Annotated in this window: 21 protein-coding genes; 14 read left to right on the top strand and 7 right to left on the bottom strand. The window is 73.6% G+C overall.

Annotation, left to right across the window (positions count from 1 at the left end; all coding sequences use genetic code 11):
* Positions 1-246 precede the first annotated feature (246 nt).
* The 12 genes from ACFV1J_RS03255 (at position 247) to ACFV1J_RS03200 (ending at position 12,950) form a co-directional block, all read left to right on the top strand.
* Complete coding sequence (locus tag ACFV1J_RS03255; RefSeq protein WP_030411784.1) at positions 247-474, top strand: ferredoxin family protein; 228 nt, start codon at positions 247-249, stop codon at positions 472-474.
* 13 nt (positions 475-487) lie between these two features.
* A complete protein-coding gene (locus ACFV1J_RS03250; protein WP_385855490.1) occupies positions 488-1,864 on the top strand; it encodes an ABC transporter substrate-binding protein in 1,377 nt (458 codons plus the stop codon).
* Positions 1,861-2,730 carry an ABC transporter permease gene (locus tag ACFV1J_RS03245; protein WP_385855489.1) on the top strand — a complete coding sequence of 290 codons (870 nt, stop codon included), beginning with the start codon at positions 1,861-1,863 and terminating at the stop codon, positions 2,728-2,730. Before ACFV1J_RS03250 ends, ACFV1J_RS03245 begins: the two co-directional genes overlap by 4 nt.
* Positions 2,727-3,506 carry an ABC transporter ATP-binding protein gene (locus ACFV1J_RS03240; RefSeq protein WP_385855488.1) on the top strand — a complete coding sequence of 260 codons (780 nt, stop codon included), beginning with the start codon at positions 2,727-2,729 and terminating at the stop codon, positions 3,504-3,506. The genes ACFV1J_RS03245 and ACFV1J_RS03240 overlap by 4 nt, the downstream gene beginning before the upstream one ends.
* Before the next feature lie 11 nt (positions 3,507-3,517).
* The gene (locus tag ACFV1J_RS03235; RefSeq protein ID WP_385855487.1) at positions 3,518-6,241 is read left to right on the top strand and encodes a fumarate reductase/succinate dehydrogenase flavoprotein subunit; all 2,724 of its coding nucleotides are present in this window, start codon (positions 3,518-3,520) and stop codon (positions 6,239-6,241) included.
* A gap of 96 nt (positions 6,242-6,337) precedes the next feature.
* Positions 6,338-7,051 carry a flavodoxin family protein gene (locus ACFV1J_RS03230; protein ID WP_385855486.1) on the top strand — a complete coding sequence of 238 codons (714 nt, stop codon included), beginning with the start codon at positions 6,338-6,340 and terminating at the stop codon, positions 7,049-7,051.
* A gap of 20 nt (positions 7,052-7,071) precedes the next feature.
* Positions 7,072-8,190: a PP2C family protein-serine/threonine phosphatase gene (locus ACFV1J_RS03225; protein WP_385855485.1), complete on the top strand. Its 1,119-nt coding sequence runs from the start codon at positions 7,072-7,074 to the stop codon at positions 8,188-8,190.
* Positions 8,191-8,245: 55 nt separating this feature from the next.
* Positions 8,246-8,509, top strand: coding sequence for a hypothetical protein (locus ACFV1J_RS03220; RefSeq protein WP_385855484.1), 264 nt, complete (start codon positions 8,246-8,248; stop codon positions 8,507-8,509).
* A gap of 202 nt (positions 8,510-8,711) precedes the next feature.
* The gene (locus tag ACFV1J_RS03215) at positions 8,712-9,011 is read left to right on the top strand and encodes a hypothetical protein (RefSeq protein ID WP_385855483.1); all 300 of its coding nucleotides are present in this window, start codon (positions 8,712-8,714) and stop codon (positions 9,009-9,011) included.
* 385 nt (positions 9,012-9,396) lie between these two features.
* The gene (locus ACFV1J_RS03210) at positions 9,397-11,202 is read left to right on the top strand and encodes a M4 family metallopeptidase (RefSeq protein WP_385855482.1); all 1,806 of its coding nucleotides are present in this window, start codon (positions 9,397-9,399) and stop codon (positions 11,200-11,202) included.
* Positions 11,203-11,309: 107 nt separating this feature from the next.
* The gene (locus ACFV1J_RS03205; RefSeq protein ID WP_385855481.1) at positions 11,310-12,509 is read left to right on the top strand and encodes an MFS transporter; all 1,200 of its coding nucleotides are present in this window, start codon (positions 11,310-11,312) and stop codon (positions 12,507-12,509) included.
* A 48-nt stretch (positions 12,510-12,557) separates the two neighbouring features.
* Positions 12,558-12,950 (top strand): DUF6578 domain-containing protein, encoded by a 393-nt coding sequence (locus ACFV1J_RS03200; RefSeq protein WP_385855480.1) that lies wholly within the window; start codon positions 12,558-12,560, stop codon positions 12,948-12,950.
* 24 nt (positions 12,951-12,974) lie between these two features.
* Here ACFV1J_RS03200 and ACFV1J_RS03195 read toward each other — a convergent pair whose 3' ends face one another.
* The gene (locus ACFV1J_RS03195; protein WP_385855479.1) at positions 12,975-14,213 is read right to left on the bottom strand and encodes a cytochrome P450; all 1,239 of its coding nucleotides are present in this window, start codon (positions 14,211-14,213) and stop codon (positions 12,975-12,977) included.
* A gap of 246 nt (positions 14,214-14,459) precedes the next feature.
* Between ACFV1J_RS03195 and ACFV1J_RS03190 the strand changes: the two genes are divergently transcribed.
* Entirely contained in the window at positions 14,460-14,744 is a 285-nt protein-coding gene (locus tag ACFV1J_RS03190; RefSeq protein WP_385855478.1) for a hypothetical protein, read from the top strand.
* A gap of 28 nt (positions 14,745-14,772) precedes the next feature.
* On the opposite strand, the gene ACFV1J_RS03185 is transcribed toward ACFV1J_RS03190, so the two are convergent.
* On the bottom strand, positions 14,773-15,855 hold the full coding sequence (locus ACFV1J_RS03185; RefSeq protein ID WP_385855477.1) for an isopenicillin N synthase family dioxygenase: 1,083 nt from the start codon (positions 15,853-15,855) through the stop codon (positions 14,773-14,775).
* A 106-nt stretch (positions 15,856-15,961) separates the two neighbouring features.
* On the bottom strand, positions 15,962-16,666 hold the full coding sequence (locus ACFV1J_RS03180; RefSeq protein ID WP_385855476.1) for a TIGR03086 family metal-binding protein: 705 nt from the start codon (positions 16,664-16,666) through the stop codon (positions 15,962-15,964).
* Positions 16,667-16,718: 52 nt separating this feature from the next.
* Between ACFV1J_RS03180 and ACFV1J_RS03175 the strand changes: the two genes are divergently transcribed.
* Positions 16,719-17,204 carry a MarR family winged helix-turn-helix transcriptional regulator gene (locus ACFV1J_RS03175; RefSeq protein WP_385855475.1) on the top strand — a complete coding sequence of 162 codons (486 nt, stop codon included), beginning with the start codon at positions 16,719-16,721 and terminating at the stop codon, positions 17,202-17,204.
* 84 nt (positions 17,205-17,288) lie between these two features.
* Here ACFV1J_RS03175 and ACFV1J_RS03170 read toward each other — a convergent pair whose 3' ends face one another.
* The 4 genes from ACFV1J_RS03170 to ACFV1J_RS03155 all read right to left on the bottom strand — a co-directional run bounded on the left by ACFV1J_RS03170 (position 17,289) and on the right by ACFV1J_RS03155 (position 21,392).
* Positions 17,289-17,552: a hypothetical protein gene (locus tag ACFV1J_RS03170; protein WP_385855474.1), complete on the bottom strand. Its 264-nt coding sequence runs from the start codon at positions 17,550-17,552 to the stop codon at positions 17,289-17,291.
* An 83-nt stretch (positions 17,553-17,635) separates the two neighbouring features.
* Complete coding sequence (locus tag ACFV1J_RS03165; protein ID WP_385855473.1) at positions 17,636-18,964, bottom strand: MFS transporter; 1,329 nt, start codon at positions 18,962-18,964, stop codon at positions 17,636-17,638.
* Positions 18,961-20,034 (bottom strand): 4-hydroxythreonine-4-phosphate dehydrogenase PdxA, encoded by a 1,074-nt coding sequence (gene pdxA / locus ACFV1J_RS03160; RefSeq protein WP_385855472.1) that lies wholly within the window; start codon positions 20,032-20,034, stop codon positions 18,961-18,963. Before pdxA ends, ACFV1J_RS03165 begins: the two co-directional genes overlap by 4 nt.
* A gap of 53 nt (positions 20,035-20,087) precedes the next feature.
* On the bottom strand, positions 20,088-21,392 hold the full coding sequence (locus tag ACFV1J_RS03155) for a four-carbon acid sugar kinase family protein (protein WP_385855471.1): 1,305 nt from the start codon (positions 21,390-21,392) through the stop codon (positions 20,088-20,090).
* Between the last annotated feature and the right edge of the window lie 31 nt (positions 21,393-21,423).

Genomic DNA, 21,423 nt, shown 5'->3' with positions numbered 1-21,423 from the left:
TCTTCCGCCGGGCCGCACGAAAGCGCAGGTCAGAGTAGGTACCAGCCGATTCGTGGGTGGCGCAATACTGCGGCAACACCACTGGCCGGAAGGCATCGCTATGGTCCCGGCATACCGGCCGGAACGCCCGGCAGCCCACCGCGCGGCCCCACGGTCCGCGCCCCGCTCCCCGCTCCCCCGCCCGTTCGCCTCCCGCTTCCTGCTTCCTGCTTCCTGCTTCCTGCTTCCTGCTTCCTGGAGATCGCCATGCCGCTCACGTCCCAGCGGGCCGATGTGCCCGTGACCATCGACGAGTCCAAGTGCATCGACGGCTGCACCCTCTGCGTCGACATGTGCCCGCTGGACTCCCTGGCCATCGATCCGGCCAGCAACAAGGCGTACATGCACGTCGACGAGTGCTGGTACTGCGGCCCGTGCGCCGCCCGCTGTCCCACCGGCGCGGTCACGGTCAACATGCCCTATTTGTTGCGATGAGAGGCACGTCCCCATGCGGCACACCCCCCTGAAGCACACGAAGCGCGCGATCCCCCTCGCGGCCGCTGCCCTGCTCCTCCCCCTCGCCCTGACCGGCTGCGGCGGTGCCGCGGAGGCGGGCGACGGCAAGCACGTCACCGTCACCGTCGGCTACCAGTCCAAGACCATCAACACCGTCACCGCCGGCACCCTGTTGCGCTCGCTCGGCTACTTCGAGCGGGAGCTGCGGGCGCAGGGCAGGCGCGACGGCAAGGCGTACAAGGTCGACTGGCAGGACTACGCGACCGGCGCGCCGATCACCGCGCAGATGGTCGCCGGGAAGGTCGACATCGGCTCGATGGGCGACTTCCCGCTGCTCATCAACGCCGCCCGCGGCAGGCAGCTGCACGCCCCGACCCGGCTGGTGTCGGTCACCGGCTACAACCTGCGCGGGGCGCTCAACACCATTGTCACCAAGCCCGGTTCGGCGCTGCGCTCGCTGTCGGACCTGCGCGGCAAGCACGTCTCCAGCAGCGTCGGCTCGGCCTCCGACGGGACCCTGGTACGGGCCCTACAGCGGGCCGGCATCGACCCGGAGCAGGGCGTCCACAAGCTCAACCAGCAGCCCGCGGTGGGCGCCTCGGCACTCGCGTCGGGCAGCGCGGACGCGCTCTCGCAGTTCGTCGCCTGGCCGGGACTGCTCACCCTCCAGGGCAAGGCGCAGGCGTTCTACGACGGCGGCGCGCTCGACCTGCCCACCTTCCACGGCGTGACCGTGCGGGACGCCTTCGCCGATCAACGCCCGGGCGTCGTCAAGGCGTTCCTCGCCGCGCAACGGGACGCGACCCGGTACGTACAGCGCCACCCGGTCGACGCCGCCGAGCGGGTCGCCAAGGCCACCGGGCTGCCGGCCGAGGTGGTCTACCTCTACAACGGCGCCGGAGGCGTCGCGACCTTCGACCCCACCCTGAAGCCGCGACTGATCGCCGCACTGAAGAAGGACGTCCCGGTGCTGCGGGCGGCCAGGCTGACCGGACCGGTCGATGTGGACTCCTTCGTCAACGACCGTTACCTCAAGGAGAGTTACGGCAGTGGATACGCCACGGCCGTGCGCTCCACCGCGCATCCGTCCGCCGACGAGGTGTGGCTGCGCGGTGAGGACCGCACCCACTCCTTCGCGGATCCGGCCGCCCTGCTGCGGTTCGTCGCCGCGCACCGCGCCTCGGTGCGGGCCGCGTACGTGGCCGATGCGACGACCGGCAGCCGCTGGTTCGCCGACAAGGCCGTCTGGGTCAGGGACGGCGGGCGGCTGCTGCCTTTCCTCGCCCGGGCCACCGCGGACGACTGGACCCACCAGCACCCCGGTGCCCACACCGTCGGCTACTCCACCGCGCTGAAGCAGGCCCGGTGAGCGGCCCGTGGACCCGGCGCGCCCGGCGCGCCGCGGCGGTCCTGGCGGCGCTGGCCGGCTGGCAGTTGCTCGCCCAGTACCGGGTGCACCTGTGGCTGCGGTTCGGTCAGTTCCCGACGGTCACCGAGACGGCGGGCGAGTTCGTCCGCCGGCTCGGCACCGCGGCGTACTGGCAGGACGTCACCGAGAGCCTGACCCGGATCGTCAGCGGCTTCGCGCTCGCGGCCGTGCTGGGCGTGGCCGTCGGTACCGCCGTCGCCCGCTCGCCGCTCGCCGCCGATCTGCTCGGCCCGCTGCTCGAAGTGCTGCGCCCGATACCGGCGATCGCGCTGGTGCCGGTGGCGATCCTGCTGTTCCCGAGCAATGAGCAGGGCATCGTGTTCATCACCTTCGCGGCGGCGTTCTTCCCGGTCACGGTCTCCACCCGGCATGCGGTGCGGGCGGTGACGCCGGTGTGGGAGGAGGCGGTGCTGACCATGGGCGGCGGGCGCTGGCGGGTGCTGCGGTCGGTGGTGCTGCCGGGCGCGCTGCCGGGGATCCTCGGTGGGCTGTCGGTCGGCATCGGCGTCTCGTGGATCTGTGTGATCTCCGCGGAGATGATCTCCGGTGAGTACGGCGTGGGCTACCGCACCTGGCAGGACTACACCATCGTCGACTACCCCGGCGTCTTCGTCGGGATGGCCACCATCGGGCTGCTCGGGCGACTGACCGCCAAGGCGGTGGAACTGACGGGGCGGCGCCTGGTCCGTTGGCTGCCCCGTACGGAGGGGAGCCAAGCGCCCGTGCGCCGGCCACCGGCCGAGGCCCCTCCGGTGGGACGGGTGCCGGCACAGACCGGCCCGGCGAGGATCAGGGAGCAGGTATGACCGGCACCGAACTCACCGCCGCGGCGGCCGCCGGGGCGCCCGTGCCGGGCCTGCGGCTGACCCTCGCCGATGCCGTGCTGGGCCGGCCCGGCGCGCCCGTACTGCACGGCCTGGACCTGGACATCGCCCCGGGCGAGATCCTCACCGTCGTCGGCCCGTCCGGCTGCGGCAAGTCCACGCTGTTGCGCACCCTCGCCGGTCTGCTGCCCCCGCTGGGCGGCCGGCTGAGCCAGGACGGCGAGCCGCTCACCGGGCCCGCCGCGGACCGCGCCCTGGTCTTCCAGGAGGACGCCCTGCTGCCCTGGCGCACCCTGCGGGCCAACGTCGAACTCCCGCTGGACATACGGGGGTTGGCGCGGGCCGAGCGCCGGGCGCGGGCCGCCGAATGGCTGGTCCGGGTCGGGCTCGGCGAGCAGGCCGCCCGGCTGCCGCACCAGGTCTCCGGCGGCCAGCGGCAGCGCGCCCAGCTCGCCCGGGCGCTGGCCGGCCGGCCCCGCGCGGTCCTGATGGACGAGCCGTTCGGCGCGCTGGACGCCCGGACCCGGGCCGGGATGCAGCAACTCCTCGTCGAGGTGCTGCGGGGCACCGGCGCCACCGTCGTCTTCGTCACGCACGACGTCGACGAGGCGCTCTTCCTCGGCGACCGGGTGGCGCTGCTCGGCACCGGCCGGGCGCCCCGCGTCGTCCCGGTACCCCGCCCCCGCGACCGCGCGGCGCACACCGATCCGGCCACGGCCGGCCTGCGCCGCACCGCCCTCGCCTCCCTCAGCGACTGAAAGGCCCCCGCATGGACATCCCCGCACTCGCCGACGCCGAGGAGCTGACCTGTGACGTCCTCGTCATCGGCGGCGGCACCGCCGGCACGATGGCCGCGCTCACCGCGGCCGAGCGCGGCGCGCAGGTCCTCCTCCTGGAGAAGGCGCACGTCCGCCACTCCGGGGCGCTGGCCATGGGCATGGACGGCGTCAACAACGCGGTCGTCCCGGGCCGTGCCGATCCCGACGACTACGTCGCGGAGATCACCCGGGCCAACGACGGCGTCGTCGACCAGTCCACCGTCCGGCAGACCGCCACCCGGGGCTTCGCCATGGTGCAGCGGCTGGAGCGGTACGGCGTGAAGTTCGAGAAGGACGAGCACGGCGCCTACGCGGTCCGCCAGGTGCACCGGTCCGGCTCGTACGTGCTGCCGATGCCCGAGGGCAAGGACGTGAAGAAGGTCCTGTACCGGCAGCTGCGGCGGCGTGAGATGCGCGAGAAGATCCGGATCGAGAACCGGGTGATGCCGGTGCGGGTGCTGACCGGCGAGGACGGCCGGGCGATCGGGGCCGCCGGCCTCAACACCCGTACCGGACAGTTCGTCTCGGTCCGGGCGGGTGCGGTGATCCTTGCCACCGGGGCCTGCGGCCGGCTGGGGCTGCCCGCCTCGGGCTATCTCTACGGCACGTACGAGAACCCCACCAACGCCGGTGACGGGCATGCGATGGCGTACCACGCCGGCGCCGAGCTGACCGGGATCGAGTGCTTCCAGATCAACCCGCTGATCAAGGACTACAACGGCCCGGCCTGTGCCTACGTCGCCAACCCCTTCGGCGGGTACCAGGTCAACCGGCACGGCGAGCGGTTCGTGACGTCCGACTACTGGTCGGGGCAGATGATGGCCGAGTTCGCGGCCGAGGTCGCCTCCGACCGCGGCCCGGTCTACCTGAAGCTCAGCCATCTGCCGGAGGAGTCGGTCGCCGCCCTGGAGACGATCCTGCACACCACGGAGCGCCCCACCCGCGGCACCTTCCACGCCGGGCGGGGGCACGACTACCGCACCCACGACGTGGAGATGCACATCTCCGAGATCGGCCTGTGCGGCGGCCATTCGGCGTCCGGGGTGCGGGTCGACGACCACGGCCGCACCACCGTGCCACGGCTGTACGCGGCCGGTGACCTGGCCTGCGTGCCGCACAACTACATGATCGGCGCGTTCGTCTTCGGCGATCTGGCGGGCGAGGACGCGGCCCAATACCGTGCGTACAAGGGCGAGTTGCCCGGCGATCAGCTGCGCGCCGCCCACGAGTTGATCTACCGTCCGCTGCGCCACCCCGACGGCCCGCCGCAACAGCAGGTCGAGTACAAGCTGCGGCGTTTCGTCAACGACTACGTCGCGCCGCCCAAGAGCGGTGCCCGGCTGTCGCTGGCCGTCGAGCACTTCGAGCGGATGCGCGGCGAGATCGACCGGATGGGCGCCCGTACGCCGCACGAGCTGATGCGCTGCGCCGAGGTGCACTTCATCCGCGACTGCGCCGAGATGGCCGCCCGGTCGTCGCTGGCCCGTACCGAATCGCGCTGGGGCCTGTACCACGAGCGCACCGACCATCCGCGCACCGACGACGCCCGCTGGCTGCACCATCTCGATCTGCGCCGGTCGGCGACGGGCCGGATGGAGTTCACCGCCCGGCCGGTGGAGCCGTACCTGGTCCCGGTGCCGGAGTACGCGCCGACCGGCGGCCCGTCCCGGTTCCTCGGGGAGGTCGAGCCGGAGCAGGTCGCCACCGCGGGCCCGCGGGACAACCCGCCGGTGGGGTCCCGGACGGCCGGCGACGGGCCGCCGGGCGGCGGAGGGGCGCACCCGGTGGCCGCGGCCGGCCCCTCGCCGCGGCTGCTCGGGCTGCTCGCGCTCGCCGAGGAGCAGCCGGATCTGGCGGCGCTCGGGCCCTACCTCGCCGATCCCGACCCGGCCGTCCGCCGGGCGGCGGTGGACACGCTCACCGAGGGCGTACCGGCCGGCACCGGACCGGCGCTCGCCGCCGCCCTCGCCGACCCCGATCCGGCCGTACGGGCGGCCGCCGGGGCCTCGCTGCGGGAGCTGGTCGAGGTGCTGGAGCCGGCGCCGGCGCTGGCCGGGCCGCTGGCCGCCGCGGTGCGAGACGGGGCCGACGCGGCGGTCCGGGCGGCCGCGGTGGAGGTGCTGCGGGCGCTGCGCCTGGGTGACCGGTCGCTGTTCGCCGGTGCGCTGGACGATCCCGACGTGGACGTGCGGATCCAGGCCGTACGCGCCCTGGTGTCCCTGGACGCCGTCGCCGACCTGCGACGGGCCGCCGGGGACGGGTCGCGGGAGGTACGGGTGGCGGCCGCGCACGGGCTGGGCACGGCCGGCGGCCCGGACGACCTGGCGGTGCTGCTGGCCGACCCGGATCCGCTGGTGCGGGCCGCGGCGCTGGCGGCGCTGGCCACCACGGGCTGCCCGGCGCCGTACGACGCGGCCGCGGTCACCGCGCTCGGGGACCCGGCGTGGCAGGTCCGGGCCGGTGCCGCCCGGGCGCTGGCCGCCGCCGGGCCCGTCGTCGCGGTGCCCGCGCTGCGCTCCGCGCTGGCCGATCGGGAGGCGGACGTGCGCCGGGCCGCGGTGCTGGCACTGCGCGCCCACGCGGGGCGGGCGGATGCCCGGAGCGCGCTGGCCACGGCCGCCGACGATCCGGACGCCGATGTCCGGGCCTACGCCCGGCGGGCGGCGAAGGGGTGACACACGTTCGGGCCGTCCGGGTGGCCGGGGGCACGGTCCGGCTGAAGGCTCGGGACGACACCCCCGAGACCCGGCCGGACCGTGCAAGGAGTTCCGATGGCCCCCGCGTACCGCTACGACGACCTCAGTGCGCTGTTCATCAACTGCACGCTCAAGCGCTCGCCGGAGATCAGCAACACCGAGGGCCTGGTCGAGCGGAGCCGGGCCGTCATGGCGGGCAACGGGGTCATGACGGAGGTGATCCGGGCCGTCGACGAGGACATCGCGACCGGGGTGTGGCCGGACATGACGGAGCACGGCTGGGCGTCCGACGCCTGGCCGGAGCTGTACCGCAAGGTGCTGGCCGCGGACATCCTGGTGCTGTGCGGGCCGATCTGGCTCGGTGACAACAGCTCGGTGATGAAGCAGGTCATCGAGCGGCTCTACGCCTGTTCCAGCGTGCTCAACGACCGTGGCCAGTACGCCTATTACGGCCGGGTGGGCGGCTGTCTGATCACCGGCAACGAGGACGGCGTCAAGCACTGCGCCATGAACGTCCTCTACAGCCTGCAGCACCTGGGCTACACCGTCCCGCCGCAGGCCGACGCCGGCTGGATCGGTGAGGCCGGGCCCGGGCCGTCGTACCTCGACCCGGGGTCGGGCGGCCCGGAGAACGACTTCACCAACCGCAACACCACCTTCATGAGCTGGAACCTGATGCACCTCGCGGCGATGCTCAAGCGGGCGGGCGGCATCCCGGCGCACGGCAACCAGCGCACCGAGTGGGACGCCGGCTGCCGCGCCGACCAGCCCAATCCGGAGCACCGCTGAGCCCCCGCGCCGGGTCGGCGGTGGCCGATCCGCACGCGTCCGCGCCGGCCCTCCGGGCGCCGGCCGTGCGCTGGCCCGGCTACGCGCGGTTCGCCCCGGCCGTCCTGGTGGCCGGCGGTCTCCTCTGGGACGCACTGTCGCCGCAGGACTACTGGGGCGATCCGATGCTGACGGCGGCGAGTGTGACGGCGGGTGCGCTGCTCTCGTTGCGGCTCACCGTCGCGGTCGGGCTGGCGCTGGTGCTCGGGGTGTTCGCGCTGACGGTGAAGGACGGCACCGCCGGTGACGTCGTGGGGTATCTGGAGCTGGTCAACACCGTGTTCGCCGCGCTGATGGGCGTCGGGGTGAACCGCGTGATCGCCCGGCACGGCCGCCACCTGGACGTGGTCCGGATGGTGGCGGAGGCCGCGCAGCTCGCCGTGCTGCCGGCCCCGCCGGCGCGGATCGGGCCGCTGGCCGTCGCGGCCCGTTACCAGGCCGCCCAGAGCGAGGCGCGGATCGGCGGGGACGCCTATGCCGTGCAGCGGAGCCCGTACGGGGTGCGGCTGCTGATCGCCGACGTACGGGGCAAGGGGCTGGGCGCCGTGAGCGCGGTGTCGGTGCTGCTGGGGGCGTTCCGGGAGGCGGCGGAGCAGGAGCCGGAGCTGACCGGGCTGGCCGAGCGGCTGGAGCGGGCGGTGCTGCGGGCGGGCGAGCACCTCACGGAGGAGAGCCGCCTGGAGGGCTTCATCACCGCCCTGCTGTGCGAAGTCCCGTTGGCCAGCACCGAGTTGAGGTTGCTGAGCTGCGGGCATCCGGCCCCGTATCTGTGCCGGGACGGTGAGGTGCGGGCGGTGGTGACCGGTGAGCCGGGGCTGCCGCTGGGCATGGGCGGGCTGGGGGTGGCCCGGCCGGCACCGGTCGGGGTGCCGTTCCCGGTGGACAGCACCGTGTTGCTGGTCACCGACGGGGTGACCGAGGCCCGGGACCGCGGCGGACGGTTCTACGATCCCGCGGCGCAGCTGGCGGGCCGCGGCCCGTTCGGCGACCCGCAGGAGCTGATCGACGTCCTGGTGCGGGAGGTCGAACGGTGGACCGGCGGGCCGCGCGACGACGACATGGCGGTGCTCGCGGTCACCCGGCGGGGGTCCGCCGACTGATTCCCCGATCGGGCGTCCCACCTGCACCGACAGCGTGTGCTACCGGGGATTCGGGGTGCGGGATGAGAAGATCGATCAGAGCATCAGCATCCGCCCCGAGCGGTCCTCCGCTCCCGCGCAGATCGGAGTTGATGTGTCCGACAACAGATCAGCCCTGCTGAGCCAGCGCGCCGCCGTCATCTTCCTGCTCGGCGCCCTCACCGCTCTCGGCGCCGGCGTCCTCACCTGTGTCAACGGCGGGACCCTGGCGTCCGCCGCCCTGGTCGGCGGTGCGGCGTTCGGCGCCGGCGTCACGTTCTTCCATACGGTCATCGATTGAGCCCCGGCCGCGGCGCCGACACAGGCGTCGGCGGCAGGCACGCCGCCCCGGGCGCCGCCGGGTGAGCGGGCGGTCACGACCTGCGCGGGCCGGTGGCGGAATCCGTGGCCCCGCATGCGGTGCGCGGCCGGACCGCAGGTGCGAAACTGAAAGACACCGCGCCCGGCCGCCGGCCGGTGCCCTTGCCGCCGAGGGGAACATTATGACCTGGGCATCTTGGACCACTGTCGGGATCCACGCGCTCCCCGGCACGGTGCGCGCGGAGGAGATCGGCGTGATGAACGGCGATCTGACCATCCACACGACCTGGTCGGAGAATCTGGCGCACGTAGCTGTGCAGTACACCGGGTCCTCGGACTGGTACACGATGGCCGGCAGTCCGGTGCCCTGCGAATCCGAAGAGGCCAGTCGCAGCTTCCACCAGGCCGTGGTGGAGGCGGTCCGCGGCGGCGAGCGGGCCGAGGCGTCCCTGGACGAGCTGTTCCACCGGCAGGAGCAGTAGCGGCACGGTTGCCGTAGCGGGCACCGGGCGCCCGGTTTGCCGATGAGTGCCGGAATCCTCCGCTAAGTCCGGGCGCACGTCCCGGCATTGCGAGTCCACGATCTGACGGGTCGTGGACTTTTTGCTGCTCCGGACGAGCAACCCTTTCCGGCCACATCATGTCTCCCCTGACACAGGCACCGTTGGTCACCTTGCCATCACCCAAAGGTGAACAATTGTCAAATTTTCCCCACGAATCTCGCATTCCGAGCCTGTGGCTTTACATGCTCATGCCAGAGCTACCAGGGTTTGCGCGGGGCCGACCGGCCCCCGCGGTGCCCAACGGCACCGCGCGTACGGGCGGTTGGCGAGGCCACCGCCCCCGCAGCGCTAAGGACCCACATCTGTGCGTAGACCCCACATACGCAGCCACCGCCTGGCCATCGCGGTCGCGGTGACGACGGCCGCGACCCTGACGGCCGGAGTGGCGGGCGCCGCCTCCGCGCACAACACGGCCGCTCCGGCCGCCGCCCCCTCCGCAGCCCCCTCCTCCGACAAGGTCGTCGAGGCCGCCCGCACCGCCGCGTTCGCGCACGCCTCGGCCACCGGAGTCGGCAAGAAGGACACCCTCAAGGCCGTCGACACGATGGTCGACCCGGACGGCCGGCAGCACGTCCGCTTCGTCCGCACCCACCGCGGTCTGCCCGTCCTCGGCGGCGACCTCGTCGTCCACCTCAGCGCCCGCTCCGCGTACGAGGGCGTGACCCGGGCCTACCGGCACCAGGTCGACCTCTCCGACACCGACCCGAAGCTGTCGGCCGGTCAGGCCGCGGCGAAGGCCGCCAAGGTCGCCGAGGGCGAGGCCGGTACGGCCGAACTGGTCGTGGACGCCCGCGACGACCGGCTCACCCTGGCCTACCAGGTCGAGGTGGCGGACAGCCGCACCGACGAGGCCGGCGGCGCCCGTACGGTCGTCCTCGACGCGGCCACCGGCGCGGTGCTGAGCAACACCCCCGCCAACGACTCGTTCCTGTCCCCGGCCGTCCAGGCGAAGCTGCGCAAGCGGGGCGAGCGGCTCAACCCCGCGACCCGGCAGTTCGCCCCCGCCGCGCCGGCCACCGGCCAGGCGGCGACCACCGCCGGCTTCCCGGCCGCGGCCAAGGGCACCGGCGCCTCCTTCTTCGTCGGCAGCGTGCCGCTGTCCACGACGCAGACCGCCAAGAAGTCCTTCACCCTCAAGGACAGCACCCGCGGCAACACCGAGACCCGCGACGCCGGTGACAAGGAGCTGGAGAAGTTCTCCGGCGGCAAGGCGTTCACCTCCGCCACCAACCGCTGGGGCAACGGCACCACGAGCGACCGGGCCACCGCCGCCGTGGACGCCCAGTACGGCATCACCAGCACCCTGGACTTCTACAAGAAGACCTTCGGCCGCAAGGGCATCAAGAACGACGGCCGCGGCGCGCGCGCCCTGGTGCACTTCGGCAAGAACGTGGGCAACGCCTTCTGGTCGTCGGACTGCGGCTGCATGCTCTACGGCGACGGGGACGGCAGGACGTTCGCCAAGCCGCTGGTCGTCCTGGACGTCACCGGCCACGAGCTGTCCCACGGCGTGGTCGACGCCACCGCCAACCTCCAGCCCACCCGCGTCGACGAGGAGGGCAACCAGTTCGGTGAGCCCGGCTCGCTCAACGAGTCGCTGGCGGACATCTTCGGCAGTGCGGTGGAGTTCGCCACCAACAACCCCAAGAACCCGCCGAACTACCTGATGGGCGAGAAGCTGGGGCTCGAGCAGAAGTTCCTGCGCCGCCTGGACAAGCCGTCGCTGGACAAGCTGGAGGGCACCGTCGACTACTGGTCGAAGGCGTCCTTCGACACCGAGGTGCACGCCGGCTCCGGCGTCTCCTCGCACGCCTTCTACCTGCTCGCCGAGGGCAGCGGGAAGAAGACGATCGGCGGCGTCGCCTACGACTCCCCCACCTACGACGGCTCGCGGGTGACCGGGATCGGCCGCACCAAGGCGCTCGCCATCTTCTACCGGGCGCTCACCCGGTACATGGTCTCCACGACCGACTTCCACGACGCCCGGTCCGCGACGCTGCACGCGGCGAAGGACCTGTACGGCGCCACCAGCACCGAGTACAGGACGGTCAACAAGGCCTGGGCGGCGGTGAACGTGACGGCGGCCAACGCCCCGTCGGCCCAGCACTGAGTCACCAACGTGCCTCCAACGGTGCCCCCGCCACCCGGCGGGGGCACCGTGCCGTTCCCGCGCCGCGCTCCTCGACGCCACGGCCGGCCGGAGCCTACGTTGAGGCCATGATCAGCGATCGCGAGGCAACCGGCCGGCGTCCCGGCTATGCCGTGGCAGCGGGCGTGTTCGCCATCGGCATGGCCGGAACCACCCTCCCCACCCCGCTGTACGGGCTCTACCGCCAGGAGATCGGGTTCTCCGAACTCATGGTGACCGTGGTCTTCGCCGTGTACGCGCTCGGCGTGATCACCGTGCTGCTGCTGGCCGGCAACGTCTCCGACGACGTGGGCCGGCGCCCGGTGCTGTTCTGCGCCCTGGCACTGTCCGCCGCCAGCGCGCTCTGCTTCATCTTCGAGGGCGGGCTGCCCCTGCTGTTCCTGGGCCGGGTGCTCTCCGGGTTCGCCGCCGGGCTGTTCAGCGGCGCCGCCACCGCGGCCGTACTGGAGCTGGCGAAGCCGGGCCAGGAGGCGCACGCCGGATTCGCCGCGACCGCCGCGAACATGGGTGGGCTCGGCTGCGGCCCCCTGCTGTCCGGACTGCTCGCCCAGTACGCGCCCTGGCCGCTGGTCCTGCCGTTCGTGGTGCACCTGGTGCTGCTGGCCCTGGCCGCCGTGGCGACCTGGCTGCTGCCGGAGACCGTCCGCGATCCGCACCGGCCGCACCGGCTGCGCCCCCAGCGGCTCCGGCTGCCGCCCGAGGTACGGGGCGTGTTCACGCCCTCGGCCGTCGCCGCGTTCGCCGGCTTCGCGCTGCTGGGCCTGTTCACCGCCGTCGCACCGAGCTTCGTCGGCCAGACGCTGGGCGTGACGAACCTGGCCGTCGCCGGGGCGGTGGTGTTCTCGGTGTTCCTCGGCTCGACCATCGGGCAGTCGCTCGCCGGGCGGATCGGGGTGCGCAAGGCGCTGCCGGGCGGCTGTCTGGTGCTGGTGACCGGACTGGCACTGGTGGCCACCTCACTGGCCGTCACCTCGCTGTGGGTGCTGGTCCTCGGCGCCCTGTGCGGCGGCACCGGCCAGGGCCTGGCCTTCCGCGCCGGACTGACCGCCGTGGGCCGCGCGGCGCCGGCCGAACACCGCGGCGGCACCATCTCGGCGTTCTTCCTCGTCGCCTACTTCGGCATCTCGCTGCCGGTGGTCGGGGTCGGCGCGCTCACCATGGAACTGGGGCTGCGCGGCGCGGGTCTCACCTTCGCCGGCTGCGTCATCGTGCTCGCGGTGGCCGTCGGCCTGTACGTACTGCGCCACCCGCCGGCCGTCGACGACTGAGGCCCGGGGTCCACGGCGGGGTGGGGCGGGCAGGCACAATCGGGAGGCATGAACACCAGGGTATGGATGGACAGTTGGCAGATGGAGTGCTGCGGTGAGCCCTTCGACGTCGGGTGGGAGGTGTCCTGGGCGGTGGTGGACCCGGACCGGGAGTGGCTGACCAAGGTGCTCGGAGCGGAGACCGCGGCCACGGTCGACGGCGTCGAGGAGCACCACGGCGGCGGCCCTGAGCAGGTGGCGCCCGTCAGCGGCACGGTCACCGGCATCAGCGCCGTGCACTGCCGCTTCGCGCCGCTGCCCGGCGAGTCCGGCCACACCCGCTATCCGGTGCCGGGCAGCGGCACGCTCACCCCTCTGTCCTCGGCCGTCCGGTGGACGTCCGACCGCGGCGACCTCCGGTTCGTGGGCTATCTCGTCGATCTCGACGCCCCGGCGCGGTGAGGCACGGCTGGTCCCGGGGCGGTCTCAGGCCGTACGCCGTCCCCCTCCCCCGCGCCCGAGCCGCAGCCGCAGCCGGCGCGGTCCGCGGGTGAAGACGCCCACGTCGGCCGGCGGTGTCCGGTCCGCGAAGGCCATGTCGGGGAAGGCGTCGAGGAGTTGGTTGACGCCGGTCTCCACCTCCGCCCGGGCCAGCAGGGCCCCGACGCAGAAGTGCCGGCCGAGGCCGAACGCGACGTGCTGGGCGGCGGCGGTGAAGGCGCCGCCGGGGCTGAGGTCGGGACGGAAGAGGTCGAACTCGTCGGGCCGGTCGTAATGGTCCGCGTCGCGGTTGGCGGCGCCGATCAGGCAGGTGACCGTGGCGCCGGCGGGGACCGTGCCGCCGCTGACGATCACCTCGGCGGCCGGCTGACGCATGATCATCTGGACCGGTGGGGTGTACCGCAGCGTCTCGGCGAACGCGGCGGGGATCAGCGACCGGTCGGCACGCACCGCGGCGAACTGCTCCGGCCGGGCCAGCAGATTGCGGAAGAGCAGTGCGAGGGCCTTGTCGGTGGTCTCCCCGCCCGCGGCCAGCAGCAGGCTGACGAAGGCGGTGATGTCCTGGTCGTTCATCCGGACGCCGTCGACCTCGGCGGTGCAGAGCCGGGACAGCAGGTCGTCGCCGGGGGCCGCGCGGCGCTCCTGGAGGATCGGCAGGAGGTAACCGGCGAGCTCCTCGCCCGCACGCCGTCCGGCGGCCGCGACCCCGGGGTCCTGGGCGAGGTTGGAGATGAACGCCACCACCGCGGCGTACCAGCTGTGGAAGCGGTCGTGATCGGCCCGGTCCAGTCCCAGCATGTCGACGATCACGTTGATCGGGAAGCGGGTCGCGAACCGCGCCACCAGGTCGGTCTCCTCGGCGTCCCGGAAGGTGTCGATCAGCTCGCGGGCGTTGCGCTCGATGACCGGCAGGAAGGTCTCCCGCAGTCCCCGGCCGCGGAAGGCGGGCGCCACCAGGGCGCGGCGCACCGCGTGCTCCCGGCCGTTCATCTGGGGCAGGGTGCGGCCGCCGTGGGCCGGCTCGATCTGCCAGGCGTAGTTGTCCGTGGTGAACACCGGCTCCCGGAAGGCGCGTTGGACGTCTTCGTAGCGGGAGAGCAGGTAGCTGCCGGTTCCCTCGTCGTACAGCAGCGGGTAGTGCTCGCGCAGGACCCGGTACGCCGGGTAGGGGTCCGCGGCGAACTCCGGGGACAGGATGTCGGGTGGCGGAGGAAGGGTGGTCACGCCGCCGGACGCTAGGACCGGGGCCCGGGGCCGTCCAGGGTGCGTCCGTGGCGTGCGGGCGCGCCGGGGGCGCATCGTTGGCCGCCGGTCCACACATGTGCGGCGCCCTCTTCACCCGGACGGTCGGCCGCCGTCACTCCGCTGCCCCGTACGGCACGCCCGCCCGCCCCCGGCCGGAAACGCTGGGAGCCGTACGACCGCTCCGGAACCGGAGCGCGACCGTCCGAGACAGGGGTGAGACCCGCCATGTCCGCGTCCGACCCACCGCCTCCACGGCGCCGTCTCCGCCGCACGTTCGCCGTGGCCGCCACGCTCGTCGCGCTGCTGTACGCCGTCGCCGCCCCGGCCGCGGCCGGCCAGCGCTCCACCACCGGGCCGCCCGGGAGAGCCGCCCTCGTGGCGGCCGGCAGCAAACCGCTGGTGTTCATGGGACTCGGTACGGTCGCCGGCCTGGCCGTGCTCGGGACCGCGGGCCTGGTCACGGCCGCCCGCCGGAGGTACGCCAACTCGCATTCCACGGACGCCGGTTGAGGAAGCGGGCGCCGCGCCCGGGAAGGGGTCAGTCGCTCCTGGCGGCCCGCAGACGGGCGGCCTCGCGGAGTGCGTTCTCGTTGGGGCGGCCGGCCCGGGAGCCGGCCAGCTTCTCGGCCAGGTGCCGGCCGACCGTGGTGGGCGGGTACCGCGGTGCGGTGCCGGGCGGGACGCAGCCGGGCAGGCAGGTGATCTCCGCGTCCCAGTTGCCGTCGTGGAAGTAGGCGGCGGAACGGCGCCGGACGACCCGGCCCCGCTCGTCGGTGGGCGGCAGCACCCGGTGCATCGTGGACCGCCAGCGGTCGTTGGTCCAACGGGCCAGCAGATCACCGAGGTTGACCAGCAGACATCCGGGCTCCGGCAGGACGTCGTGCCAGCCGCCGTCCCCGTCGAGGATCTGCAGTCCGGGGACGCGGTCGGCCCACAGCACGGTCACGATGCCGTAGTCGGTGTGCGCACCCATTCCCATCCGGTCCCGGTCCAGGGTGAGTTCGTGGTCCGGGAGCGGATAGTGGTTCATCCGCAGCACGTCGAGGGAGTGGTCGGTGAACGGGCCGAAGTAGCCGTCCGGCAGGCCCAGCGCATGCGCGAAGATCCCGGTCATCCGCCGGGCCAGGCCGCCGGCCTGCCGGCACCACTGTTCAACGACCCCGCGGAAGCCCGGCAGCGACGGCCAGATGTTGGCCGGGTAGTGCGCTTCCGGCAGGTCCAGTCCGGGGAAAGACGCCGCCTCGGCGCCGACGTTGAACGCCTCGAAGAGGTCCGCGGCGGCCGCGGGCACGCCGAGGCTCAGGCTGAGTCTTTCGGTGCGCGGCGGGGTGTAGCCGCGGTTGATGTCGGGGGACGGCGCCCGCAGTCGCTTCTTCTCCGCCATGGGCAGGGCGAAGAACGCGTCCAGGGCGTCGGCGAAGGCCCGGGCGGCGGCCTCCGGGATGCCGTGGCCGCGGATCTGCAGGAAGCCGATGGTGCGGGCCGCCCGGTCGACCGCGGTGGCGAGGGCCGTGCGGGCGGCGTCGGTACCGTTGTCCCAGCCGGAGATGTCGATGACGGGTACGTCGAGCACCCCGTCCGGGGCGGCCCGGTCACCGCTCCGCCCGTCGCTGCTGCCCATGGTGGGATGCCCTTTCGTCGCGCGGATGGCCAGGGGGCCGCGCCGATTCGCCTGGTTCGACATTGTGCTGACAACGGAACGGCCTGTCTTCGCCCCGAACCGGCCGTCAGGCCTCCCGGGGAGTCGTCGGGCCGGCGGGGTGCTCGGGAGCGCGCCAGGACGGGGAGCGGCCGAGCAGCGCCAGGATGCGGTCCCGTTCGCCCGTGGTCTCGTCGACGGGGAGGCCGGGCCGGAAGGCGCTGCCGGGCGCGAGCCGGGAGTCGTCGTCCGGGACGGCGCGGGCTATCGGCAGGGCGGCCCGCAGGAGTGCCGGGCCAGGGTGGTGGTCGAGGTCCAGGGTGCGGGCGACGTCCCAGCTGTGGACCACGTAGTCGATGAGGTGGAAGCCGATCACCCGGCGCGCGGGGAAGGTCCGGGCGGCGGTGAATTCGGGGAGGTGGCACGCGCGGTCGGGGTCGTCGACGGCCGCGAAGGCGGCGATGACCTGCTCGGCCGCCGCGTCATACGCCGCGACGGGGTCCGGCCCGAGCGGGCGGACCGCCCAGTGCGCCGGGTCACGGCCGTCCCCGCGCGCGGCCGCGGCGAACCCGTGGTGCTGGACGGTCATATGGGCGAGCAGATCGGCCAGCGTCCATGCGGCGCACGGCGTCGGCCGGTTGAGGTCCTCGGGGCGGATCCGGCGGACGAGCGCCACGCTGTCCCGGACCGCTTGGGCGTGCAGCCGCCTGAGCCGGACGAAGTCCGTGCGACGGGGGTCGGTGGGGTGGCCGTCCGTGAGCGTGCCGTCGGCGGCTTCGTTATTCGTATGCATGCGCTTACGATCTGCTCCCGCGTATGAAGTTGTCAACGGGTATTTTCGTGCCATGGCCGAGAACCCAGCCGACCGCGGCAGCCCCACCGGAGAACGGGCACCCCGCCCCGATCTGGCGGCGATGATGGTGCCGTTGGGCCGCGCCCTGATGGCCGCCGAGCAGCCGGCCCTCGACGCACACGGCCTGACCATGTGGGGCTACTCGGTCCTGCTGCACCTGGACGAGACGCCGATCCGCACCCAGGCAGCGCTCGCCGAGGCGATCCGCGCGGACAAGACCCGCATCATCGCCGTCCTCGACGACCTGGAGACCCGGGAACTGATCCGCCGTCAGCCCGACCCCGGCGACCGCCGGGTACGGCTGCTCTCGCTCACCCCGGAGGGGCGGCGGGTGCGCGACGCCACCCGGTCGGCGATCCAGGAGAACGAGGAACGGCTGCTGGCCCGGCTGCCGGCCGCGGACCGCGCCGCCTTCCTCCGCGCGCTGCAGACCTTGTCGGCCCTGCCCGAGCTCCGGCCGCCCCGCAAGCGGCCTTGAGGGAACGCGAGCACCCGGAAAAGCCGGTACCGGCCCCCGCGACCCGTGGTCGTGGGGGCCGGCACCGGCCGGAGGGAGCTGGAATCACTTGTAGTCGCCGCCGCCGCCCCAGCCGTAGCCGCCGTGCTGGCAGCCCTCGCTGAAGTACGGGCCGAAGTAGTCGCTGACGCCCGCGTTCAGCCAGCAACCACCGTAGTTGCCGTGGCCGCGGTGGTGGTTGTAGTGGTGGTGGCGCTTGTGGTGGTGCTTGTAGCCGTGGTCCTTGCCGGAAGCCATGGCGGCGCTCGCACCGCCCATGACGATGCTGGTGGCCAGGGCGCTAGCGGCGATCGCGGCGCGAATGCGCATGTCTGCTCCTCAGGAGGATCAAAGAGGTATATCGACCTTTTCAGGAATCACCTTCACAGAACCCCCTAAAACCTGACTCATCGTTAATTGGGCGAGTCGGAGTAATCCGCCGTCGCTTTGACGTTTCGCTGCTGGTCGGGGCCCTCGGGACGACGGGAGTCCGGGCGCAGACCGCACACCACCAGCGCCACGGCCACGGCGAGGGAGGCGGACAGCGCGGCGAAGCCGGTCAGGCTGGAGCCGGTGGCGTCGGTGAGCCAGCCGACCAGATAGGGGCCGGCGAACCCGCCGAGGTTGCCCAGCGCGTTGATCAGCCCCATGGCGACGGCCACCACCTCGATGCGCAGGAGCTCGCCGGGGATCGCCCAGAACGGACCGTAAGGGGCGTACACCGCTGCGGCGGTCACACAGAGCAGCAGCATGCGGGGCAGCGCACCGTCCACGGCCTGGCCCAGCAGCAGTGCGGCGATGCCCACGACCAGCGGGACGGCGACCGCGAGCCGCCGTCTGCCGGTGCGGTCCGACCAGGCGGCGTTGGCGATCATCACGACCAGGGCGACCGCGAAGGGGATCGCGGTGAGCAGCCCCACCTCGGTGGCCGATCCGTTGTGGGTGAGCTCCTTGACGACCGACGGCAGCCACAGGTTGAAGCCGTAGAAGCCGGTGATCCAGAAGAAGTAGACGCCGATCAGGACCAGGACCCGGCGCTGCCGGACCGCGTCGAGGTACGAGCCGCTGCCGGCCGGCGGCTTGGCGGCCTCGTCCGCGGCGAGCGCGCGCTCCAGATGGCCGGCCTCGGCGGGAGAGATCCACCGGGCCTGCTCGGGCCGGTCGGCGACCGTGAACCACCAGACCACCGCCCACACCAGCGGCGGCAGGCCCTGTAGGACCAGCACCCAGCGCCAGCCGGTGTGGTCGAGCATCCAGCCGGAGAGCGGCGCCATCAGGACGGAGGAGAGCGGGAGGCAGGCCATCCACAGGGCGTTGGCGCGGGCCCGTTCCCGCAGCGGGAACCAGGAGGCGAGCAGGATCAGCACGGCCGGCCAGACGCCGCCCTCGAACAGACCGAGGACGAACCGGGCCACGAAGAACTGCGAGCGGGTCTGCACCAGCCCGGTGAGCGAGGCGGCCAGGCCCCACGCCACCATCAGGATGAGCACGGTCCGGCGGGCGCTCCAGCGCTGGGCGAGCACCGCGGCGGGGATCTGGAGGAAGACGTAGCCGAGGAAGAAGACGCCGCCGACCAGGCCCTTGTCGGCGTTCGACAGCGCCAGGTCGCCGTGCAGGTAGGGGAGGATGACGGAGACGTTGTTCCGGTCGAGGTACGCCAGCATGTACATGATGGCGGCGACGGGGATGACGTAGAGCCAGCGCTTGGCGGGGGCCGGCGGCCCGGCGGTCGGGTCCGTCATCGGGCGGCTGCCGTTCCGTAGGTGGCGCGGATCCGGTCGGTGAAGCGGCTGAAGTCGGCGGCGGCGCGGAAGGCCGCGGCCATGGTGGCGTGCGAGGCGCGACCGCTGCCCGCGATGTCGAAGGCGGTGCCGTGGTCGACGGAGGTGCGCAGCACCGGCAGGCCGACGGTGACGGAGACGGTGCCGTCGAAGTCCACGGTCTTGGCGGGGATGTGGCCCTGGTCGTGGAAGTGCGACAGCACCCCGTCGAAGCGGCCGTCGAGGCCCTGGTGGAAGACCGAGTCGGCGGGGACCGGGCCGACCACGCCGAGGCCCTCCGCGGCGGCCTTCTGCACGGCGGGCCGCAGGACGGTGATCTCCTCGTCGCCGAAGTGGCCGCCCTCGCCGCCGTGCGGGTTGATCGCGGCGACCGCGAGCCGGGGCTCGTCGTGGCCGAAGACGCGCAGTGCGGTGACCGCGTGCCGGATGCTCGCCGCGACCCGCTCCTCGGTGATCTGGTCGAGCGCCTTGCGCAGCGCGAGGTGGCGGGTGGTGAAGAAGATCTTCAGGCCGCGGACCACGAACATGGTGTCGAAGTACGTCGCGCCGGTCAGCTCGCCGAGCATCTCGGTGTGGCCCAGGTGCCGCGAACCCGCCGCCCAGATGGCCTCCTTGTTGATCGGGGAGGTGACGATGCCGTCGACCTCACCGGCCAGGGCGGCGCGGGTCGCGGCCTCGATCGCGGCGACGGCGGAGCGGCCCGCGACCGCGTCGACCCTTCCCCAGGGAAGGTCGGCGGGCGCGACGCCGAGGTCGAGCACGTCGATGGTGCCCGGCTCGAAGCGGGCCTCACCGGGGGCGCCGACCGGACGGACCTCGACGTCGAGCCCGCAGACCGCGACCGCGCGGCGCAGCACGGCGGCGTCGCCCACCGCCAGCCCGCGGCCGAGCGCGGCGGTCGCCGGGTCGGCGAGGGTACGGGCGGTGATCTCCGGCCCGATGCCGACGGGGTCGCCGAGGGTGACGGCGAGGAGGGGCAACGGACGGTCGGGGGACGGATGGCGGCCGGTGGTCGGCTGACGGTTCGTCATGTGCTCGCCTTTCGGGGGGAGTTGGGCTGCTGCGGTGAGTTGGGCGGCGGGTGTCAGGGGGCGCTCATGGTGGCGCCGAGGGCGCGCCGGGTGCAGACGGCGCGCAGATGTTCCAGGCAGTCGCGGGCCGCGTCCGGGCCGCCGATCAGGCCGCCCTTGGTGGCGAAGGGCAGTCCGTCGTGCGGGCCGCCCACGAGGTGGCCCGCGACGGCGAGCGGCAGGACCTCGGTCTCGATGGCGAAGCCGTCGGCGCCGAGTGCGGAGGTGACGGCCGCGGCGACGTCACCGCCCGAGGCGTACAGACCGCCGGGGGTCAGCTCGGCGACGGCACGGGTGGCCACCTCGGCGAGGCAGCGCAGGAGCCGGGCGGCCGTCTCCGGATCGGGCGGGGACGGTACGGAGGGGGTGCCGGCCGCGGCGGCCGGGGCGGGGGCGACCCGGACGCCGAGGACCGTGGCGCCCCCGGCGGCCGCGGTCCGCAGCGCCGCCAGCGCCCGGCCGGGGTGCGGGTCGGCCGGGTCGAGGTCGGTCCAGCGGGCGCCGAGCGCCGTTTCGGTACGGGCGAGTTGGGTGCGGGTGCGCTCCGTGGCGCTGCCGACGACGGCCAGCACCCTGACCGGCGGGCCGCCTTGGGGCCGCAGGCCCAGTTCGGTGGCGAGGGCGGCGCCGAACGGGCCGGAGTCCAGCGCGACCCAGCGGATCCCGTCCTCGGCGGCGAGCCGGGCGGCGGCCGCCGCGAGGGTGTGCAGATGGGCGTTCTCGGTGGCGTCGCAGACCGTGACCTCGGCCGGGTTCCGGCGGAGCGCGGCGGCCACCGCGGCCGGGCCGCGCTCGACCACGTCCAGGGTCAGCTCGGCGGTGCCGCGGCGGCTCTGCTCACCGAGGACGGCGGCGACCCGGGAGTGCCGTACGGGGTCGAAGGGGTCGCGGGCGACCGGGGTACGGGTGAGCGGCACGCCGTCGACGAGATGCAGACCGCCGACCGTGGTGCGGCCGGCGTCGGGGAAGGCGGGGACGGCCAGCGCCCGGATGCGCGCGCCGGGTGTGCGGGCGGCGAGCACGTCCAGCACCGCGTCGAGTTCGCTGCCGGGGTTGCCGCGCAAGGTGGTGTCGACCCGTTTGACGACGAGCGGTGTCTCGCCGGCCGTCGCGCAGGCGGCGCGGACGGCGGTGTGGGCGCGGTCGGCGGGCCAGTGGCGGGAGGCGGTGTTGACGACGAGGACGTCCACCCGGCTTGCGTAGCGCGTCACTTGGGCGAGGGCGCCGACCGTGAGGGCCCGCAGGCCCAGCCGTGCGTAGAGCGCCCCGGTCGCGTTGCTTCCGGTGAGGTCGTCTCCGATGACGAGCACCTGGGCCACGGGGGCTCCTCCCGTAGTGACCGGTTCACGC

It is taken from the genome of Streptomyces sp. NPDC059649 (assembly GCF_042734445.1).
Classification (GTDB): domain Bacteria; phylum Actinomycetota; class Actinomycetes; order Streptomycetales; family Streptomycetaceae; genus Streptomyces.
The sequence above is the reverse complement of the archived record's forward strand: the minus strand, read 5'-3'. Positions and strand labels throughout refer to the sequence as shown.

Bases quoted from the DNA above. Each gene is read 5' to 3' on its own strand.
- ACFV1J_RS03255 (WP_030411784.1), top strand. From the start codon at position 247: ATGCCGCTCACGTCCCAGCGGGCCGATGTGCCCGTGACCATCGACGAG.
- ACFV1J_RS03250 (WP_385855490.1), top strand. From the start codon at position 488: ATGCGGCACACCCCCCTGAAGCACACGAAGCGCGCGATCCCCCTCGCG.
- ACFV1J_RS03240 (WP_385855488.1), top strand. From the start codon at position 2,727: ATGACCGGCACCGAACTCACCGCCGCGGCGGCCGCCGGGGCGCCCGTG.
- ACFV1J_RS03235 (WP_385855487.1), top strand. From the start codon at position 3,518: ATGGACATCCCCGCACTCGCCGACGCCGAGGAGCTGACCTGTGACGTC.
- ACFV1J_RS03230 (WP_385855486.1), top strand. From the start codon at position 6,338: ATGGCCCCCGCGTACCGCTACGACGACCTCAGTGCGCTGTTCATCAAC.
- ACFV1J_RS03215 (WP_385855483.1), top strand. From the start codon at position 8,712: ATGACCTGGGCATCTTGGACCACTGTCGGGATCCACGCGCTCCCCGGC.
- ACFV1J_RS03205 (WP_385855481.1), top strand. From the start codon at position 11,310: ATGATCAGCGATCGCGAGGCAACCGGCCGGCGTCCCGGCTATGCCGTG.
- ACFV1J_RS03200 (WP_385855480.1), top strand. From the start codon at position 12,558: ATGAACACCAGGGTATGGATGGACAGTTGGCAGATGGAGTGCTGCGGT.
- ACFV1J_RS03190 (WP_385855478.1), top strand. From the start codon at position 14,460: ATGTCCGCGTCCGACCCACCGCCTCCACGGCGCCGTCTCCGCCGCACG.
- ACFV1J_RS03185 (WP_385855477.1), bottom strand. From the start codon at position 15,855: ATGGGCAGCAGCGACGGGCGGAGCGGTGACCGGGCCGCCCCGGACGGG.
- ACFV1J_RS03180 (WP_385855476.1), bottom strand. From the start codon at position 16,666: ATGCATACGAATAACGAAGCCGCCGACGGCACGCTCACGGACGGCCAC.
- ACFV1J_RS03175 (WP_385855475.1), top strand. From the start codon at position 16,719: ATGGCCGAGAACCCAGCCGACCGCGGCAGCCCCACCGGAGAACGGGCA.
- ACFV1J_RS03170 (WP_385855474.1), bottom strand. From the start codon at position 17,552: ATGCGCATTCGCGCCGCGATCGCCGCTAGCGCCCTGGCCACCAGCATC.
- ACFV1J_RS03165 (WP_385855473.1), bottom strand. From the start codon at position 18,964: ATGACGGACCCGACCGCCGGGCCGCCGGCCCCCGCCAAGCGCTGGCTC.
- pdxA (WP_385855472.1), bottom strand. From the start codon at position 20,034: ATGACGAACCGTCAGCCGACCACCGGCCGCCATCCGTCCCCCGACCGT.